The sequence below is a fragment of the Micromonospora sp. NPDC047521 genome (assembly GCF_055587305.1).
This window is the reverse complement of the sequence record NZ_JBVJGN010000019.1, coordinates 61,797-80,043: the sequence shown is the minus strand read 5'-3', so window position 1 is coordinate 80,043 and position 18,247 is coordinate 61,797. Positions and strand designations below refer to the sequence as shown.

21 protein-coding genes are annotated in these 18,247 nt (G+C 71.5%); 15 read left to right on the top strand and 6 right to left on the bottom strand.

Features of this window, described 5'->3' with window-relative positions; all coding sequences use genetic code 11:
- The first annotated feature begins 151 nt into the window (after positions 1–151).
- The 3 genes from ACZ6N8_RS28685 (at position 152) to ACZ6N8_RS28675 (ending at position 2,700) form a co-directional block, all read left to right on the top strand.
- Complete coding sequence (locus ACZ6N8_RS28685; protein ID WP_466013833.1) at positions 152–775, top strand: TetR/AcrR family transcriptional regulator; 624 nt, start codon at positions 152–154, stop codon at positions 773–775.
- Between the two features lie 40 nt (positions 776–815).
- Positions 816–1,526, top strand: a complete 711-nt coding sequence (locus ACZ6N8_RS28680; RefSeq protein ID WP_466013832.1) for an HAD family hydrolase — start codon at positions 816–818, stop codon at positions 1,524–1,526.
- 397 nt (positions 1,527–1,923) lie between these two features.
- On the top strand, positions 1,924–2,700 hold the full coding sequence (locus ACZ6N8_RS28675; RefSeq protein WP_466013830.1) for a L,D-transpeptidase family protein: 777 nt from the start codon (positions 1,924–1,926) through the stop codon (positions 2,698–2,700).
- Positions 2,701–2,716: 16 nt separating this feature from the next.
- On the opposite strand, the gene ACZ6N8_RS28670 is transcribed toward ACZ6N8_RS28675, so the two are convergent.
- From ACZ6N8_RS28670 to ACZ6N8_RS28660, 3 genes are all read right to left on the bottom strand, one after another.
- On the bottom strand, positions 2,717–2,992 hold the full coding sequence (locus tag ACZ6N8_RS28670; RefSeq protein WP_252418290.1) for a hypothetical protein: 276 nt from the start codon (positions 2,990–2,992) through the stop codon (positions 2,717–2,719).
- A gap of 47 nt (positions 2,993–3,039) precedes the next feature.
- Entirely contained in the window at positions 3,040–3,471 is a 432-nt protein-coding gene (locus ACZ6N8_RS28665) for a RusA family crossover junction endodeoxyribonuclease (protein ID WP_466013828.1), read from the bottom strand.
- A 186-nt stretch (positions 3,472–3,657) separates the two neighbouring features.
- Entirely contained in the window at positions 3,658–4,014 is a 357-nt protein-coding gene (locus ACZ6N8_RS28660; RefSeq protein ID WP_466013826.1) for a VOC family protein, read from the bottom strand.
- Between the two features lie 100 nt (positions 4,015–4,114).
- Here ACZ6N8_RS28660 and ACZ6N8_RS28655 point away from each other — a divergent pair, with 100 nt between their 5' ends.
- Entirely contained in the window at positions 4,115–4,456 is a 342-nt protein-coding gene (locus ACZ6N8_RS28655) for a PadR family transcriptional regulator (RefSeq protein WP_466013824.1), read from the top strand.
- Positions 4,453–5,526 carry a hypothetical protein gene (locus ACZ6N8_RS28650; RefSeq protein ID WP_466013822.1) on the top strand — a complete coding sequence of 358 codons (1,074 nt, stop codon included), beginning with the start codon at positions 4,453–4,455 and terminating at the stop codon, positions 5,524–5,526. The genes ACZ6N8_RS28655 and ACZ6N8_RS28650 overlap by 4 nt, the downstream gene beginning before the upstream one ends.
- Positions 5,527–5,623: 97 nt before the next feature.
- Here ACZ6N8_RS28650 and ACZ6N8_RS28645 read toward each other — a convergent pair whose 3' ends face one another.
- Positions 5,624–5,812: a DUF397 domain-containing protein gene (locus tag ACZ6N8_RS28645; RefSeq protein ID WP_466013820.1), complete on the bottom strand. Its 189-nt coding sequence runs from the start codon at positions 5,810–5,812 to the stop codon at positions 5,624–5,626.
- 500 nt (positions 5,813–6,312) lie between these two features.
- On the opposite strand from ACZ6N8_RS28645, the gene ACZ6N8_RS28640 reads away from it, so the two are divergent.
- From ACZ6N8_RS28640 to malQ, 5 genes are all read left to right on the top strand, one after another.
- On the top strand, positions 6,313–7,599 hold the full coding sequence (locus ACZ6N8_RS28640; protein WP_466013818.1) for an ABC transporter substrate-binding protein: 1,287 nt from the start codon (positions 6,313–6,315) through the stop codon (positions 7,597–7,599).
- A complete protein-coding gene (locus tag ACZ6N8_RS28635; protein WP_466013816.1) occupies positions 7,596–8,582 on the top strand; it encodes a carbohydrate ABC transporter permease in 987 nt (328 codons plus the stop codon). Before ACZ6N8_RS28640 ends, ACZ6N8_RS28635 begins: the two co-directional genes overlap by 4 nt.
- A gap of 1 nt (position 8,583) precedes the next feature.
- On the top strand, positions 8,584–9,420 hold the full coding sequence (locus ACZ6N8_RS28630) for a carbohydrate ABC transporter permease (protein WP_364362845.1): 837 nt from the start codon (positions 8,584–8,586) through the stop codon (positions 9,418–9,420).
- A gap of 10 nt (positions 9,421–9,430) precedes the next feature.
- Entirely contained in the window at positions 9,431–10,639 is a 1,209-nt protein-coding gene (locus ACZ6N8_RS28625; RefSeq protein WP_364362846.1) for an ABC transporter ATP-binding protein, read from the top strand.
- A gap of 114 nt (positions 10,640–10,753) precedes the next feature.
- The gene (gene malQ / locus ACZ6N8_RS28620; RefSeq protein WP_466013814.1) at positions 10,754–12,709 is read left to right on the top strand and encodes a 4-alpha-glucanotransferase; all 1,956 of its coding nucleotides are present in this window, start codon (positions 10,754–10,756) and stop codon (positions 12,707–12,709) included.
- Positions 12,710–12,742: 33 nt separating this feature from the next.
- Here malQ and ACZ6N8_RS28615 read toward each other — a convergent pair whose 3' ends face one another.
- Positions 12,743–13,852 carry a winged helix DNA-binding domain-containing protein gene (locus ACZ6N8_RS28615; RefSeq protein ID WP_466013812.1) on the bottom strand — a complete coding sequence of 370 codons (1,110 nt, stop codon included), beginning with the start codon at positions 13,850–13,852 and terminating at the stop codon, positions 12,743–12,745.
- Positions 13,853–13,993: 141 nt separating this feature from the next.
- Between ACZ6N8_RS28615 and ACZ6N8_RS28610 the strand changes: the two genes are divergently transcribed.
- The gene (locus ACZ6N8_RS28610; protein ID WP_357991881.1) at positions 13,994–14,386 is read left to right on the top strand and encodes a hypothetical protein; all 393 of its coding nucleotides are present in this window, start codon (positions 13,994–13,996) and stop codon (positions 14,384–14,386) included.
- A gap of 52 nt (positions 14,387–14,438) precedes the next feature.
- On the opposite strand, the gene ACZ6N8_RS28605 is transcribed toward ACZ6N8_RS28610, so the two are convergent.
- Positions 14,439–15,389, bottom strand: a complete 951-nt coding sequence (locus ACZ6N8_RS28605) for an alpha/beta hydrolase family protein (RefSeq protein ID WP_466013810.1) — start codon at positions 15,387–15,389, stop codon at positions 14,439–14,441.
- Between the two features lie 156 nt (positions 15,390–15,545).
- Between ACZ6N8_RS28605 and ACZ6N8_RS28600 the strand changes: the two genes are divergently transcribed.
- The 4 genes from ACZ6N8_RS28600 to wrbA all read left to right on the top strand — a co-directional run bounded on the left by ACZ6N8_RS28600 (position 15,546) and on the right by wrbA (position 18,212).
- A complete protein-coding gene (locus tag ACZ6N8_RS28600; protein ID WP_466013808.1) occupies positions 15,546–16,136 on the top strand; it encodes a TetR/AcrR family transcriptional regulator in 591 nt (196 codons plus the stop codon).
- Between the two features lie 54 nt (positions 16,137–16,190).
- Positions 16,191–16,949, top strand: a complete 759-nt coding sequence (locus ACZ6N8_RS28595; RefSeq protein WP_466013806.1) for a HipA family kinase — start codon at positions 16,191–16,193, stop codon at positions 16,947–16,949.
- The gene (locus ACZ6N8_RS28590; protein ID WP_466013804.1) at positions 16,946–17,314 is read left to right on the top strand and encodes a DUF3037 domain-containing protein; all 369 of its coding nucleotides are present in this window, start codon (positions 16,946–16,948) and stop codon (positions 17,312–17,314) included. The genes ACZ6N8_RS28595 and ACZ6N8_RS28590 overlap by 4 nt, the downstream gene beginning before the upstream one ends.
- A 277-nt stretch (positions 17,315–17,591) precedes the next feature.
- A complete protein-coding gene (gene wrbA, locus ACZ6N8_RS28585) occupies positions 17,592–18,212 on the top strand; it encodes an NAD(P)H:quinone oxidoreductase (protein ID WP_364362853.1) in 621 nt (206 codons plus the stop codon).
- The last annotated feature ends 35 nt before the right edge of the window (positions 18,213–18,247 follow it).

Below are 18,247 nucleotides of genomic sequence, written 5' to 3'. Positions count from 1 at the left end.
ACGGGTTTCTCGGTGGCTGGCCACGAGACCGTTGGACGTCCGCTCCGGCGACGGCGCGCCGGAGGTCAGCGGCAGTTCGGCGGGGAGCAGCAACAGTCACCAATCCGTCACCGGGAGACTGCGGGCGGTGTTCGCCTCTACGCTCGTGAGCGTGCCCGGACCTGCCGAGAAGGCCACCGAACAGGACCGGCGCGACCTCATCGTCAGGGTCGCGCGAGAGTTGGCCGAGACGGAGGGCTGGGCGGGGGTGAGCACCCGCCGGCTGTCCGAGCGGGCCGAGATCGACATGGGGGACATCTACCGGCACTTCGCCGATCTGGAGGCGCTGCTCGCGGCCGTCGCGGTGTGCGCCTTCGCCGATCTGGCCGCCGATCTCGCCGAGGCGCACGCGGATGCCACAGACGAACCCGAGGGGGCCTGGCCGACGGTCGCGGCCGCGTATCTCGACTTCGCGTACGCGAATCCGGAGGTCTACGACGCGATGCTCGCGCTGACCCCTGACCTGGCCCTCGGCGTCGATGGTGTGCCTGCCGCGCCGCGCGCGGTCTTCACTGAGCTGCGGGCGGCCCTGGCCCCGCTCGCCGAGGGGCGGGATCCGGACACGCTCGCCGAGGTGGGGTGGAGCCTGCTGCACGGCGTGGTGATGCTCACCCGGGGCGGCCGGCTGCGACCCGAGGGGCAGGAGGAACGGGAGGCGATGATCGCCGAACGGTTGCTGCGGTGGCCCTGCCCGGCGGGCGGGAACTCACTGGGTGCGTCGGCCGACATGCCCTAGAGTTCCGGACCGCAGTGCGCATGATCGCGAGGGGGGCGGCATGACGGTGGACGGGACGGCCCGTCGAGGGGCACAGGTGCTGATCTTCGACGCGGACGACACCCTGTGGGAGAACAACGTCGTCTTCGAGCGGGTGATCGACGACTTCCTGGACTGGCTCGACCATCCCACCCTGGACCGGGCGCAACTGCGGGCCGTCCTGAACGACATCGAGCGCGCGAACACGGTGGCGCACGGGTACGGCAGCAAGGTCTTCCTGCGCAGTCTCGCGGACTGCCTGGAGCGGCTGCGGGAGCGACCGGCCACCGACGCCGAACGTCAGGACATCGACCGGCTGGCCCTGGCGCTCGTCGAGCACCGGGTGGAGCTGATGCCGGGGGTGGCCGAGGCGCTCGACGAGCTGGCCGGCCGGCACGACCTGCTGCTTCTGACCAAAGGGGACCGGGCGGAGCAGCAGCGCAAACTGGACGCCTGCGGCCTGCTGCACCACTTCTCCGCGGCGCACATCGTCGGGGAGAAGAACCCCGACACGTACCGGTGGCTGGCCCGGGAGCACGGCTTCACGCCCGACAGTGCCTGGATGATCGGCAACTCTCCGAGGTCGGACATCCTGCCGGCCCGGGCGGCCGGGTTGAACGCGGTATTCATCCCGAACGAGAACACGTGGGTGCTGGAGGACGACGAACTCGACCCGACCGACGCTGGCGTGCTGCGGCTCGCCGCGTTCCGGGACCTGCTGCGGCACTTCTGACGGTCCCGCACCCGAACAGCGCCCTAGATCATTGTCGCGTTACGCCGACATGCCTGTTTTTCACCTTGAGATCAGTCACGCCGCCTGACGTCCGGCAAGTCTTGTCCGGCCCGCCGGAGCCCGCCTAACCTGGGCCGGCGCTCACGGTCCTTCGGGGTGTGCCGGGGGCGCGGCGGCGTTCGGCGGGGGGCACCGTGGAGCTGAGTGCACGGCGGCCGGATCGCCGGTCACCCGCGTGTGGCGTCGTGCCACGCCCGCGCGGCAGGGTGCCGGAGCTGTCCGCTCCCAAGCCGGGCAGCCGAGGGTCAGGGCCGGGTAGTTGCGGACCCGGTCCTGATCCGGCCGCCGCCCCTGACGGGGCAGACCAACAGACCAGTCAGTTGTCAGGATGGGCGGCATGAAACGCAGAAATCTCCTGCTCGGTGCGGCGGGTCTGGCGCTGCCGGCGGCTGTCGCCCCGACGATCCCCGCGCTCGGCGCGGGCGGACCGTCGACGCCGGCCGTGGGACTGGCCTCGCGGCCCACTTCGACCCCGCCGAACCACCGGCTGGCCGCTCGGCTGGCCATCCTGCCGGCCCAGACCCGGCAGGCGATCATCGTCAGCGCCACCAACTACACCACCACGTACGCCACCCTTGAGACGTACGTGCGGGTCAACCGCAGCTGGCAGCCCGCCGCCGCGCCGATGCCGGCCCGGATCGGCTCCCAGGGGTTCAGCGACAACCACGTGGAGGGCGTGCCCACCACCCCCACCGGTGTCTACTCGGTCGGCCCCACCATGTACGGCATCGCCGCGAACCCAGGCGTGCGGTATCCGTACCACCGGTTGGTCAGCGGCGACTGGTGGAACGAGAACCCGTCGTCCCCGCTGTACAACACCTTCCAGCACAGCTCGACCAACCCCGGCGGGGCCAGCGAGGCGCTGTGGCAGGAGGTGCCCGCGTACACGCACTTCGCGGTGATCACCTACAACATGCCGCCGAACGTGCCGACGCCGATCCCGAACGCGGGCAGCGGCATCTTCCTGCACGAGTTCAGCACCAGCGGCGGTAACGCCACCGCCGGCTGCGTCGCCCTCGCACACGACCACCTCGTCAACGTGCTGGCCTGGCTGGACCCGGCGCTGTCACCGCGGATCATGCTCGGCCCGTACGGCCAGATCGGCAGGTACTGACCGCGAGGCCCCGCGCTCAGCCGTCGTTGCCGCGGACGATCGCCACTGCCACCCGGCAGAACTCGTCCATGTCCGGGTTGAACCCGGCCGCGATGTCGGGGTGCAGCCCGGACCGCGTCTCGTCCAGCAGCCGCTGGCAGACCTGTTCGACCGGCTCACCGGCGTAGTCGCCGCGGACCCGGTCGATGGCCGCCTGGAGCGCCGAGGTCAGCTGGTCCTCCAGCGGGCCGCGCAGCTTCTGCTGCACGGGGTCGAGCCCGCGCGGGTCGAGCGTGACATGTGGCTCCGACATCGGTGCTCCCTTCGTCGGCGTCCGCGATACCCCACCGCGGACGTCGGTCAAACCCCTGTCGGTACGGCGGCGACCCGCACCTGGTACGAGAAGTCCTCCGCCGGCTCCTCGTGGTACGACAACCTGCGGATCTGCCTGTCGTCGTCGTAGAGGGCGACGTCCACCAGGACGCCGAGGTGGGACAGGCCGATGCTGGACACCCGCTTCTTGTCCTGCAACACCGCACAGACGCCGCCGAGCAGGGTGCTGGCGTCGGACGTGCGGTGCCCGGGCGGGCAGCGCAGCACCAGGTCGACCTCGACGGGCCCGGCCAACGGCGTCCAGCCGGTGCGCTGGGCCGCCGTCAGGGCGGCCTGGAGCAGGGTGCGGACCCTCGTCGCCTGCCGGTGCCCGGCGGCGAAGATGGACAACGCTTCGGTCTTGACCGGTGGCAGGCCGCTCACCTCGAACGTCAGGGCGAGAGCGCGGGTGTCCTGCACGACGGCACCTCCTCGTTGGGACGATCCTGCCGAACCGGGGGAGCGGCGGTGCGACGAACCCGCGATTACCAACCGATCGGGCAGGCTGGGGTCGGCCGGAGGCGTGTCGACGGCGGCGGCGAACGCGCCGGCTGCGGCGCTGGGGAAAACGCTAGCGGACGCCGCCCGCGCTGGGTAGTCGGTCGTTCACCCGGTGGGACGGGGTGCGAAGGCGCAGAACTCGTTGCCCTCCGGGTCGGCCAGCACCCACCAGCTCGCCTCGCCGGACGGCTCGGCGACGAGTCGGGCGCCGTCGACGAGCAGAGCCGCCGGGCCCGAGTCGGCCAGGCGCAGATCCAGGTGTACGCGGGTCTTGCCGACCCGTGGCTCGGGCACCTTGTTCACCCAGATCGACTCGGCGTCGGAGCGCGCGGAGCGCGGATCGACCCGGGTGTCGTCGTCACCGGCGTCGGCCACATCGCCGTCGAGCATCCTGGCCCAGAAGCCGCCGAGTGCGAGCGGATCGTTGGCGTCCAGGCAGAGATCCTTGAATCGGGCCAGCATCGCTCCATCATGCCGGGTCCGGGCCTGCCCGTCCGGACGGGCAGACGGCACGTCGAACGCCATCCTTGCCGTTATATAACGTCGCACGTACTATCCGTGCATGCATGAATCCACATTCCTCATCCTCACCGCTCTGGCCGGGCAGCCGTTGCACGGCTACGGGGTCGTCCAGGCGGTCGAGGAGTTGTCGGCGGGCGACGTGAAGCTGCGGCCGGGCACCCTCTACGGCGCGCTCGACCGCCTGGTCGAGCAACGCCTGATCGAGGTCGACCGGGAGGAGGTCGTCGACGGGCGGCTGCGCCGCTACTACCGGCTCACCGAGGCGGGGGCGGTCGCCCTGCGGGCCCAGGCCGAGCGACTGCGTCGGCATGCCAGGGCGGCCGACACCCAGCTGGGCAAGCGCCTCGGCGGCGCCCTGGACTCCGGCACGGTGGTCGCATGACCGCCGCCGCGTGGTCGAGCGACGACCGCAGTCTCGAACGCCACTATCGGAAGCTGCTGCTTGCCTACCCGGGCCGGCACCGGCGGCGATACGGCACCGAGATGATCACCACGCTGCTGGAGATGGCGGTCCCCGGCCAGCGCCGCCCCCGGCCCGGGGAGGCCCTGCACCTGGTCGCCAGCGGCCTGCGCCAGCGGCTCCGGCTGCCCGCACGCGGGCCGCTCCCGGTGATCGCGGCGGTCCTCCTCGCCCTGACGACGGGTGCGTTCGGTGCGGCCGCCGGGTCATGGGCGGGCTCGCAGACGTTCGCGGAGCTGCCCGACGACGCCGCGGTCGCCGCCCTGGCCGAGCGGGCCAGTGGGTCCACCGACGACACCGTCCAGATGCGCATTCCGTCGCCGTGGCAGGAGGAGTCGATCTCGACGACCACCGTTGTCGGCGGCACCTGGGACGCCGAGCAGGCTCGGCAGCGGTTCGCAGCCGACGGCTGGTCGGTCTCCGACATCGCGCCGACCGAGGGGCGGGCGGTCACGTTCCACCCCGGCACCAGATCCGGCGTCGACCTCCCGATGCGCAACTCGACGTTCAGCGCCAGCTCGGGCGGGTTGACACTCCAGGTGCGGGGCTACCTCACCGCCGACCGCGGCTCTGTCCACGTCATCGGTTGGTCACAGAGCAGAGCATCGTTCCTGCCGTTGATCGTGACGGGCACCGTGCTCGGCCTCATCGTCGGATGGCTGATCGCGGCGGCCCTCGCGTACCGGATCGTGGAGGCGTCGGCCGAGCGGCGGCGTACCGCCGCCGGGCTCTGGGTCGGGGCACTGATCGCGCTCGCCCTGCCGGCGGCAGCCCTCTACGGCAACGTGCTGCGGGCGTTCCGGGACCACGGCGACGTCGGCCCGGTCTTCACAGTGCACAGCGCGTTCACCCCCGGCGCCTACTACCCGTTCGGGCCGACCTGGCAGATCCTCGCCCTGACCATCGCCGGGGTCGTGCTCGCGGGCGCCGCGATCCTGCTCGCCCGACCCGGCGCCCAGCCGGGAACGCGGGCAGCGGTGGTAGCGAGCTGAAACTCCGCCGCCGTCGTCCGACTCCCGGGCCGGTAGGGCGTGATCGAGCCCGGGGCTGCGATGAGAAGGCCCCCGGGGGCCTTCTCATCGGTTGTGGTCAGTGCTGCTTGGCGTACCCGACGAAGGCCTTCCAGGCCGCTGGGTCGACGTGCAGGGTGCCGCCGTCGCGGTCCTTGGTGTCGCGCACCAGCACCACGGTCGGCAGGTTGTCGGCGACCTCGGCGCAGGACCCGCCGTTGCCGCCGGACCGGGTCGACTTGCGCCACTGTGGGGTCAGCGTGCCCATGACTTCGCCACTTCCTTGATCAGCTCGGTTGACTGCCGGCGGGGGAGCGCCTCGTTCCGCACGATGTCCCACGTCTTCGCCAGCCTAGCGACGTCCGTCGGTGCATCGACGAACTGCGCGGTGAGCTGGTTGTCGGGTTGGGGTGTTCGGGCCAGCGTCGTCGTCCTCGGGCCGGCCCGTCGTCTGCGCCCGCCCGTTGTCCGGGAGCGCTGTCCCCGCGCGTGATCGACTCGGCTCTCAGAAGGGCGGGGCTTCCCTGGTGCGGCGATGGCCCGACTTTCAGGAAGGCGAGTTGATCACGCACCTGGTGGCGGCGCAGGCAGAGGCGGCCGGGCTCTCGCTCTGACGGCCAGGTTTCGTGGCTTCACGGCTGGGGCAGAGTAGCCGCTACAGAGCGTTCGCGCCGGCGTTTCCGCAGCTTGCCGGCTCGGAACCGGCTCGCCGTGCGCCGGGGCACGGATGCCCTTCCCCGGTCTTTCGCCGAGGAGAGGGGGAGGGCGATGACAGACCCCGAAGCGGCTCGACACCGACGGCGGCCGGTTGTCCGGCTGGGGGCGGCGGCCGCCGCGCTGGCGCTTGTCGCGCCGCTGGCGGCGTGCGCCGGCGACGACAGCGGCGGTACGCCGACGATCAACCTGTACTACCCGCCGGAGCAGAACCTGCAGAAGGTCGTCGACGACTGCAACGCGCAGGCCCAGGGTCGATACAAGATCGAATATCGGGTACTGCCCCGTCAGGCCGACGACCAGCGGGTGCAGATGGTGCGCCGGCTGGCCGCCGAGGACCCCGGGATGGACGTCCTGGGTCTCGACGTCACCTGGACCCAGGAGTTCGCCAGCGCCGACTGGATCCGGGAGTGGACCGGCCAGGACAAGGCCGAGGTCGAGCAGGGCACCCTCGCCGGGCCGCTGGACACCGCCCGCTACGAGGACAAGCTCTTCGCCGCGCCGAAGAACACCAACGTGCAGCTGCTCTGGTACCGCAAGGACCTGGTGCCGCAGCCGCCCACCACCTGGGACCAGATGATCAGCGCGGCCCAGCAGCTCAAGGACCAGGGCAAGCCGCACCAGGTGCTCACCATGGGCGCCCAGTACGAGGGCCTGGTCGTGCTCTACAACACCCTGGCCGAGAGCGCCGGCGGGAAGATCCTCTCCGACGACGGCAAGCAGGCCGTGATGGACGACGGCACCGTCCGGGCGCTGGAGCAGTTGCAGCGCTTCGCCACGTCGGGCGTGACCTCGCCGTCGTTCAGCAACGCCACCGAGGACCCGGTCCGGTTGGAGTTCCAGTCCGGCGCCGGCGCGTTCCAGGTGAACTGGCCGTTCGTCTATCCGGCCCTTCAGGAGGCCAACCCGGACCTGGCCAAGCAGGTCGGCTGGGCCCGCGTGCCCGGCGTCGACGAGGGCACCCCCAGCAAGGTCACCATCGGCGGCGTGAACCTGGCCGTCAGCTCGTACTCCCGGCACCCGGACCTGTCGTTCGAGGTGGCCCGGTGCCTGCGCAGCGCCGAGCACCAGAAGTTCTCAGCCATCAACGACGGCGTGCCGCCGACCATCGAGGCGGTCTTCGACGACCCGGAGATGACCGAGGCGTACCCCATGAAGGACACCATCCTGGAGGAGCTGAAGGAGCCGGCGACGCGGCCGTTGACCCCCGCCTACCAGAGCATCTCCACAGTCATGTCGGCGATCCTGTCCCCGCCGTCGGCGATCCGTCCGCAACAGACCGCCGACGAGCTGCGCGACGCCATCGCCGACGCCCTGGAGTCCAAGGGGGTCCTGCCGTGAGCATCAACGCCACGCCAACCGGTACGGACACCGCCGCCGCGGAGACCGAACGGCAGGCCACCGTCCCCGCCCAGCGCGGCGGCGGACGCCGAAAGGCGCCGCTGAGCGAGAACAAGAAGGCCGAACGCAAACTCGGCTGGCTGCTCTGCGCGCCGGCCGCGCTGGTGATGGTCGCGGTGACCGCGTACCCGATCATCTACTCGGTCTGGCTGTCGTTGCAGCGCTACGACCTGCGCTTTCCCGACCAGCGCGAGTTCATCGGGCTGGAGAACTACGTCACCGTGCTCACCAACGAGTTCTGGTGGACCGCGTTCGGGGTGACCGCGCTGATCACCGTGGTCACGGTGGCCGTGGAACTGGTGCTCGGCATGGGGCTGGCGATCATCATGCACCGCACGCTTGTCGGGCGCGGCCTGGTGCGGACCTCGGCGCTCATCCCGTACGGCATCGTCACCGTCGTCGCCGCGTTCTCCTGGCGGTACGCCTGGACGCCCGGCACCGGCTACCTGGCCGACCTGTTCAGCGACGGCGCGCCGCTCACCGAGCGGGCCAGCTCCCTGGCGATCATCATGCTCGCCGAGATCTGGAAGACCACCCCGTTCATGGCGCTGCTGCTGATGGCCGGGCTGGCGCTGGTCCCCGAGGACCTGCTCAAGGCCGCCTCCACCGACGGGGCGACCGCCTGGCAGAAGTTCACGAAGGTGATGCTGCCGGTGATGAAGCCGGCGATCCTCGTCGCGCTGCTGTTCCGCACCCTCGACGCGTTCCGCGTCTTCGACAACATCTTCGTGCTGACCGCCGGCGGCAACGAGACCTCGTCGGTGTCGATGCTCGCCTACAACAACCTGATCCGGGGTCTGAACCTGGGCATCGGCTCGACGATGTCGGTGCTGATCTTCATCACCGTGGCGATCATCGCCTTCGTCTTCGTGAAGTTGTTCGGTACCGCTGCCCCCGGCAGCGACGACGGGGAGAGGCGCTGAGATGGCTGTCGAAACCACCACGCGGGCGAAGCTGCGCTGGGGTCTGCTGGACGTCCTCGTGGTCGTCTTCGCGCTGGTCCCCGTCCTGTGGATCGCCTCGCTGTCGTTCAAGACGCCGGCCACCCTCACCGACGGGAAGTTCATCCCCCGGGAGTGGACGCTCGACAACTACAAGACGATCTTCGACACCGACCAGTTCGTCCGGGCGCTGATCAACTCGATCGGCATCGCGTTGATCGCCACGCTGATCGCGGTGGTGCTCGGCGCGATGGCCGCGTACGCGATCAGCCGGCTGGACTTCCCCGGCAAGAAGCTGCTGGTCGGCGTGTCCCTGCTGATCGCGATGTTCCCGCAGGTGTCGCTCGTGTCACCGCTGTTCGAGATCGAGCGCCAGCTCAAGATCTTCGACACCTGGCCGGGCCTGATCCTGCCGTACATCACGTTCGCGTTGCCGCTGGCGATCTACACGCTGTCGGCGTTCTTCAAGCAGATTCCGTGGGACCTGGAGAAGGCCGCGAAGATGGACGGCGCCACCCAGGCCCAGGCGTTCCGCCGGGTGATCGCCCCGCTGGCCGCACCAGGCCTGTTCACCACCGCGATCCTGGTGTTCATCTTCTGCTGGAACGACTTCCTGTTCGCCATCTCGCTGACCTCCACCGAGCGGTCCCGCACGGTGCCGGCCGCGCTGTCGTTCTTCACAGGCGCGTCGCAGTTCGAGGACCCCACCGGGGCGATCTGCGCCGCCGCCGTCGTGATCACCGTTCCGATCATCCTGTTCGTCCTCTTCTTCCAGCGCCGCATCGTGTCCGGCCTGACCTCCGGCGCAGTCAAGGGATAGGTGAGTAGTCATGGCTGACATCGTGCTCGACAAGGTGAGCAAGAAGTTCCCGGACGGGACCGTCGCCGTGCAGGACGTCGACCTGGAGATCGCCGACGGCGAGTTCGTGATCCTGGTCGGCCCCTCGGGCTGCGGCAAGTCCACCACCCTCAACATGATCGCCGGTCTGGAGGACATCAGCTCCGGCGAGCTGCGGATCGGCGGCCAGCGGGTCAACGACAAGGCTCCCCGGGACCGGGACATCGCCATGGTGTTCCAGTCGTACGCCCTGTACCCGAACATGACGGTGCGCGAGAACATGGCGTTCCCCCTGCGGCTGGCGAAGCTGGACAAGGAGACGATCAACCAGAAGGTTGACGAGGCGGCGAAGGTCCTGGAGCTGACGCCCCTGCTGGACCGCAAGCCGGCCAACCTCTCCGGTGGGCAGCGGCAGCGGGTGGCGATGGGCCGGGCGATCGTCCGCCAGCCCAAGGCGTTCCTGATGGACGAGCCGCTGTCCAACCTCGACGCCAAGCTGCGGGTGCAGATGCGCACTGTGGTGTCCCGGCTCCAGAAGCAGCTCGGCACGACCACCGTCTACGTGACCCACGACCAGACCGAGGCGATGACCCTCGGCGACCGGGTCGTGATCATGCGCGGCGGCGCGGTGCAGCAGGTGGGCCCGCCGCAGGAGCTGTACGACCACCCGCGCAACCTCTTCGTGGCCGGCTTCATCGGCTCGCCGTCGATGAACTTCCTGCACGCTGCCGTGCAGGACGGCGGGCTGCACACCGCGCTGGGTGACGTGCCGCTCGGCGACCGGGTCCGCCGCGAGCTGGAGGCCGCCGACGCGCCCCGCGAGCTGATCCTCGGCATCCGCCCCGAGCACTTCGAGGACGCCGAACTGGTCGACGACGACACCCGCCGGCGTGGCCTGGAGTTCGAGGCGCCCGCCGACATCGTGGAGTCGATGGGCTCGGACAAGTACGTCTACTTCACTGTGGAGGGGGAGAAGGCCAGCGCCGCCGAGCTGGAGGAGCTGGCAGCCGACGCGGGCGCTGCCGACTTCGCCGGCGCCGGCGGCAACCTCGTCACCCGGCTGTCCGCCGAGTCCCCGGTCACCGAGGGGCAGACCCGCCGGGTCTGGTTCAACCTGGAGAAGATCCACCTGTTCGACCCGAGCACCGGCCGCAACCTGACCCTGCACGAGGGCCGGGCGGCCGGCGCGCTCGCCGACTGACCGCGTCCACCGCGACGGGGCCGGCGGGTTTCGCCCGCCGGCCCCGTCGTGTCCTGCGCCGCGTGCCCGGTCGTGGCAAGGTGGTCGCAGGTCGCGTCGTGAAGCGGGGGACGGATGAACCGACGACTGGCCGCGCTGGCCAACGCGCACGGCGTGTCCACCTGGTACGAGGACTGGCGGCACCGCCGCGTCGAGGTCGCCCCGGAGACCGTCGTGGGTGTCCTCGGTCTGCTCGGTGTGGACGCCACCAGCCCGGCCGCCATCGCCGACGCGCTCGCCGCCGCACGCGCCGTCGACAAGGCCGCGCTGCCGCCGACAGTGGTGCTCACCCACGGCGCCACCAGGGCGCTACCCGGCCCCGGCGTGGTGACCCTTGAGGACGGGGGCCGCCGGGCGGTCGACGCCGAGCTGGCGGGGGACCTGCCGCTGGGCTGGCACCGGCTGGCCTGCGACGGGCGTGAGGTGACGCTCGTCGTGGTGCCCCGGCGGCTGCCGGAGCCGCCCCCCACCTGGGGTTGGATGCTCCAGCTCTACGCGCTCACCTCGGAACACTCCTGGGGCATGGGCGACCTCGGCGACCTCGGGGAGTTCACCGGCTGGGCCGGCGCCAACGGCGCGGGGCTGGTGCTGCTCAACCCGCTGCACGCCGTCGGCCCGTCGCACCCGGTCGCCGCCTCACCGTATTCACCTGCCAGTAGGCGGTTCGTCAACCCGCTCTACCTGCGCGTCGGCGCCACCGCCGCGTACCGGGCGGCGGACCCGCCGACCCGCGCGATCGTCGACGCCCTCCGCCCCGACCGTGGCGACCTGATCGACTACGACGAGGTGTGGGCCGCCAAACGGCACGCCCTGGAGCTGCTGCACCCGTACGCCCAACCGGTGGACCTCGACGCGGACCCGGCGCTGACGTCGTTCGCCACCTGGTGCGCGCTGGCCGAGCGGCACGGCAACGACTGGCGGGCCTGGCCGGCCGAGCTGCACCACCCCGACTCGACGGCGGTCGCCGAGCAGCGCCGTCAGCTCGCCGACCGGGTGGCGTTCCACGCCTGGCTGCAACACCTGTGCGACGAGCAGCTCGACGCGGTCACGGCGGCGGCCCGCTCGGCCGGGATGCCGGTCGGCGTGGTGCACGACCTGGCTGTCGGTATCGACCCGGGCGGCGCGGACGGCTGGCAGCTCGCCGACGTGCTGGCCCAGGGTGTACGCGTCGGCGCCCCACCGGACGACTTCAACCAGCTCGGGCAGGACTGGGGGCTCGCCGCGTGGCGACCGGACCGGCTCGCCGCCACCGGGTACGCGGCCTACCGGGACATGCTGCGTCGGGCCCTGCGGCACGCCGGTGGCCTGCGTGTCGACCACGTCGCCGGGCTGTGGCGACTGTGGTGGGTGCCGCCGGGCGGTGGCGCGGCCGACGGCACCTACGTGCGCTACGACGCCGAGGCGATGCTTGGCATCCTCGCGCTTGAGGCGCACCGGGCCGGCGCGGTGGTCGTCGGCGAGGACCTGGGCACCGTCCAGCCGGCGGTGACCCGGGGCCTGCGGGAGCGCAACATGCTCGGCTCGACAGTGCTGTGGTTCGCCCGCGACGACGAGGGCGACTTCGTCCCGCCGAGCCGGTGGCCCCGCAACGCGCTCGCCACCATCTCCACCCACGACCTGCCCACCGCACCCGGATTCCTCACCGGCGAGCACGTGCGGGTACGCGACGAGTTGAAGCTGCTCAGCACCGACACGGCCGTCGAGCGGACGCGGGCCGCCGAGGAGCGGGAGCTGTTACTGACGATGCTGCGCGCCGAGGGTCTGCTACCGGACGGCGAGGTGTCGCCCGACGGCGAGGAGGCTGTGGTGGCGATGCACGCGGCCCTCGCCGCCAGCCCGTCCCGGCTGCTCGGCGTGTCCCTCTACGACGTGCTGGGCGAGGTGCGCCAGCCCAACATGCCAGGCACTGTCGACGAGTATCCGAACTGGCGGCTGCCGCTGCCGGCCACCGTGGCGCAGATCCGCTCCGACCCCCGGGTGGCCCGGATCGCCGCGTTGCTCAGCGAGGCCCGGCCGAGGCCGGCAAGCTGAGCCAGGCCACGCCGCGGCCGGCGCGCTGACCGGTCAGGCCTGCCACTCGAAGCGGGGCGGCAGGCCGAGGAAGTCCGCGTACCGGCCCAGGGCCTGCTCCACACGGGCGCGCGCCGGGGCGGTCAGGGGCGTCAGCGGCTGGATCGTCACGGTGACCGTGGACCTGCCGATCCGGCGCTTCCACAGGCCCGCCACCCGACCGGCGTGGACCACCGTGGCCTGGAAGATCCCGTTGTTGCCCGGCACCACGGCGGCCTGGTGGGCGAGGTCGAGCATCAGCGTGCGGTCCCGGTAGCCGAGCAGGTACTCGTCGAACCCGGGCAGCGCCCGTACCTCGTCCAGTGGGGTGCGCGGCGCGTCGGCGAGCGCCACGTCCACGTACATCGGCTGGCCGTCGACGCGTACCGTGCTCAGCGCGTCGCCGGCGGCGGTCAGGCCGCGTCGCGCGTCGGTCAGGGTGAGGCCGGTCCAGCCCGCGAACTCGCGGTCGGTGACCGGGCCGTGCCCCCGCACGTAGCGGTGGGCAAGCACCGCGAGGGCCTCGTCCCGGTCGAGCTGGCGCGGCGTGGGCGCCCACTCGTCGAGCAGGGCGAAGGTCTGCTCGGCGCCGACGTTCGGAGCCACACAGGTGACCCCGCGCACGCTCGCGAACCACAGCAGGTGATAGCCGCGCTGCCCGTCGGTCCCCAGCCCCGCCTCCCGCAGGGTGGCCAGGCACTGCGACCGGGTGAGTCGACCGCCCCCGGTCAACGCGGCACCGAGGACGTCCAACGCCCGATCGACGTCGGCGTCGGTGAGCCCGAGTTGCGCCCGGCGGGTCGCCGCGCCGGCCAGCGAGCGGACGCCCGTCACCTCCAGCATCCAGCGCGCGTCGGCGGGTGGGACGAGGTGCACGGTGCCCCGCATCGGCCAGGTGCGCAGCGCCTCGCGCCGCTCCAGCGCCTGCTGCACGTCGGTCAGGCGGGAACCGGGCAGTCGGGCGCCCAGCGACCACAACCCGCTGGCCAGGTCCTGGGCCTGCATCGCGCCGAACCACTCGACCACCTCGGCGACGGTGCCCGGCTGGCCACCGGGATGCGGACGCAGCAGCAGACTTGTCATCCGCAGTGCCAGCGCTTCGGCGGCGCTGAGGTCGGCAGGCATCGCCACGCCCCTTTCCGGTGGCCGGGCCGCCAGCCTAGGCGGAGGCACCGACAGATCGTGCCGGCGTGAGGCGTAACAGCGGTCGACCTGGGAAAGCGGCCGGCCGGAAGTACGCGCGCCGCGCGTGCGGAAGGGAGTCTCATGACTGCCGCAAGTGAGCCGGCCCGGGGTGCCGGCACATCGGCCGGGTCCCGGGCCCATCGGGGGGACGCCCGCGCGAAGACGAGCGCGGCCGCCACCTTCGCTCTGGTCTTCGGCGTCGCCGGCCTGCTCAGCGTGCTGACCGCGATCCTGGCCTGGATCGGTCTGGTGCTGGGCATCATCGGGATCATTCTCGGCATCGTCGGCCTGAAGATGAGCCAACGGCCCGGGGTGACCGGTCGGGGCGTGTCCATCGGCGGCCTGGTGTTGAGCATCCTCGCGGTGCTCATCGGTCTGGGTCTCGCCGCGGGAATCACCACCTTCGTCAACAACGAGGGCGCGGTGGACCGTCTCCAGCAGCAGGTCGACGACCTGCGCGACAAGCTCGACTGACAGTGGGGCCCGATGGCCGGGGGCCACGGCGTGCCGTGGCCCCTGACCGGGCCTACTTGGACTCGACCCGTCCGACCGCCTCGGCTCCGGAGGTCAGCTCCGCGCACGTCGTCTGCCACGCGGAATCCCCGGGGTCCAGCGCGCTGCGCAGGTAGGCCCAGGTGAGCGCCTGGACCGCCGCCACCCGCCGCGGGTTCTCGTCGGTGGTCTCGGCGGCGTCGTAGCCGGAGATCCCGCCGAGACAGTGCTCGGCGTCGAAGAGGGTCAGGAGAGACTTGGGGCCGGGGGAGAGGACGTACGGGTCGGTGTGCCACTGCGGGCCCTGGACCGTCAGGTGCTCGGAGGCGTCCCTGTCGCCGGCGACGACGAGCGCCGGTGTCGTCATCGTGGAAAAGTCCGTGCTCTGGAAGAACGAGAAGCTTTTCGCGTACTCGGTGAGCGCGTCCCCGCCCCGACCGGGCGCGGCGAGGAGCACCCCCGCCCGGATCCGGGGCTCGGCCAGGTTCACAGGCGTCCCGTCCCGGGGGTCGGTGAGCCGCGCGCCGAGCAGCAGGCTCGCGGTGTGTCCGCCCATCGAGTGCCCGGCCACGGCCACCCGGCTCCGGTCCAGACGCCCGTTGAGCTGCGGAACGGCGGCCTCGATCGCGTCGAGGTGGTCGAGGATGCGGGTCATGTCCTCGGCCCGTGATCGCCAGTAGAGCGGGGCCTCCGGGTCGGCGGAATCGAGGCTCAGGGTCTTCGAGTCCAGATGGGTCGGCTGGATCACGACGAAGCCGCGCGCCGCCCAGGAGTTGGCAAGTGGGCCGTAGCCGTTGAGCGAGGAGAGGTTGTTCGACTGTCCGTGGCCGTGCGAGAGCAGGATGATCGGCAGGTCGCTGCCTGCCATCGGTGCGGAGACGCGTACCTGCAGGTCCACGGCGCGGCCGGGAGCCGGCAGCACGATCGGGCTGACGGACAGGACCGGGGCGTTGCTGGTGTCGGCGACGAGAGTGGGTGCGTTCATGATGGTGATGCCTTCCCGGGCTGCTGGTGCGGAGCCGGCGCGGTGAGGCCGGGCAGGACGTTCCTGCTTCCGCTACAGTCAAAGCGGATCGCCGTTCCGTTAGAACTATACGGAACACTGATCCGTTTTGCCAACCGTCCGTGTGAAGGAGAACCGGTGTCGGCCACGAGCCAGTCCCCGCAGGTACCAGCCCGAGGCAGGCGGGCCGACGCGGTACGCAACCAGCAGGCACTGCTCACCGCCGCCGCCGCCGTGTTCGTCACCTCCGGCGTGGAAGCCCCGATCCGCGAGATCGCCGCCCGGGCCGGCGTCGGCATCGGAACCATCTACCGGCACTTCCCGACCCGGGCCGACCTCGTCGTCGCCGTCTACCGGCACCAGGTCCAGGCCTGCGCCGACGCCGGCCCCGCGCTGCTGGCCAGCGCCGACTCCCCGTTCGCCGCGCTGCGGCAGTGGGTCGACCTCTTCATCGACTTCCTCGTCACGAAACACGGCCTCGCCAACGCACTGCAATCGGACACCGGCGGCTTCGACGCCCTGCACACCTACTTCCTCGACAACCTGGTGCCCGTCTGCGCGCAGTTGCTCGACGCCGCCGTCGACGCCGGCGAGATCACGCCCGGCACCGGCGCGCTCGAACTCATGCGCGGCATCGGCAACCTCTGCATCGGCGGCGACAAGGACCCCCGCTACGACCCCCGACGCCTGGTCGCCCTGCTCCTGCGGGGCCTGGCGCAACCGCGGTGACACGTGTCGGCACTCCCGGCGGGCACCCTCGGAGATCACAGTAGTGTGGGCGGCGTGCTCCGCCAGGTCACCGCGATCCGCTACGCCACCCCGCTGCGCGAAGGTGGCTCGCTCCCGGGCGTCGTCGAGGCCGACGACCTCGGCACGTACGTGGCGAAGTTCTCCGGCGCCGGGCAGGGGCCCAAGGCACTCGTCGCCGAGGTGATCTGCGGTGAGCTGGCCCGCCGGCTGGGGCTGCGCGTACCGCCGCTGGTCGTGCTCGACATCGACCCGGTCATCGGGCGGGCCGAGCCCGACCAGGAGGTGCAGGAGCTGCTGCGCAACAGCGGCGGCGCCAACCTGGGGATGGACTTCCTGCCCGGGGCGCTGGGCTTCGACCCGGTCGCGCATCCCGTCGATCCGATGCTCGCGTCGCGGGTGCTGTGGTTCGACGCGTACGTGGAGAACGTCGACCGGAGCTGGCGCAACCCGAACCTGCTCGTCTGGCATCGGGAGCTGTGGCTCATCGACCACGGCGCGGCCCTGTACTTCCACCACAACTGGCCCCGCGCCGAAGCCGCCGTACATCGTGCCTACCGGGCCGACGACCACGTGCTCGCGCCGTACGCCGACCGGCTCGCCGACGCCGACGCCGAACTGGCCCCGCAGGTCACCCCGGAACTGCTCACCGAGGTGCTGGACCTGGTGCCGGCGCAGTGGCTGACCGCCGCCGACTTCGACTCCGCCGACGAGGCGCGGGCCGCGTACGTGGCGCACCTGTCCCGCCGCGTCGCCCGGCCGGCGGACTGGCTGCCGACAGGGGGCGTGGCGTGAGGCATCCCTTCGAGTACGCGCTGATCCGGCTGGTGCCCCGCATCGAGCGCGGCGAGCAGATCAACGTCGGCGTGCTGCTCTACTGCCAGCAGCGCGACTTCCTGTCCGCGCGTACCCATCTGGACGTCGAGCGGGTCGAAGCGCTGGCGCCCGACGTCGACCTGCCGGCAGTGGCGGCGGTGCTCGACTCGTGGGACCGGACATGTACCGGTAACGGGCCGGCGACCCGGATGCGACTAGGCGAGCGGTTCCACTGGCTGGTCGCCCCCCGCAGCACGATGATCCAGACGGGGCCGGTGCACACCGGGCTCACCGCCGACCCGGCGGCCGAGCTGGAACGGCTGATGGTGGCCCTGGTCCGCTGAGCGGACGGGCAGGTGCCGTCCCCTGATCGCGCTGCGCCAGCATCGTTGCCGGCGGAGCGCGATCCCCCGTTCAGGCTCCCGGTGCGGGGCGGCGGATGGCTTCCGTCGGCACCGGTGACATCAGGATCGCTGTCCGCGACGGTCGCCAGGCGCCCACGACCGGGAACTTGCGGAAAACTTGAGCCCGTCGTTCGGGCGGCAGCTCCCCGGTGGCGTTTGTCGGCCCGGGTCACGGGTAGTCGCGGGAGCTGAAACCGGACGAGAAGGGGAACATCTGATGGCTGCCCAGACCAAGGTAGCGGTGATCTACTACAGCGCCACCGGCATCACCTACCAGATGGCGCAGGCGGTGTGTGAGGCCGCCGGGGACGCCGGTGCCGAGGTGCGCCTGCGCAAGGTGCGCGAGCTGGCGCCGGACGAGGCGATCCGCTCCAACTCCGGCTGGCAGGCGCACCACCTGGAGACCCAGGACGTGCCCGAGGCGATGGTCGACGACCTGGCCTGGGCCGACGTGGTGATCCTCGGCGCGCCCACCCGGTACGGCATGGTGGCCGCCCAGCTGAAGCAGTTCATCGACACCACCGGACCCCTCTGGGCGCAGGGCGCGCTGGCCAACAAGGTCTACTCCGCCTTCACCTCGACGGCGACCTCACACGGCGGCCAGGAGACCACGCTCACCTCGCTCTTCAACGTCTTCTACCACTGGGGTGGCGTCGTGGTCACCCCCGGCTACACCGACACCAGCCAGTTCATCGCCGGCAACCCGTACGGCCCGTCGCACACGAGCAACAACGGGGAAGTCGCCCCGGACGCCGTCGCGTTGGGGGCGTGCGCGCTCACCGCACGCCGCGCCGTCCAGATGGGAGCCGCGCTGAAGGCGGGCCTGGCAGCCGGCTGACCACGGCCGAGGACCGGCGACGCGGACGGGGGCTC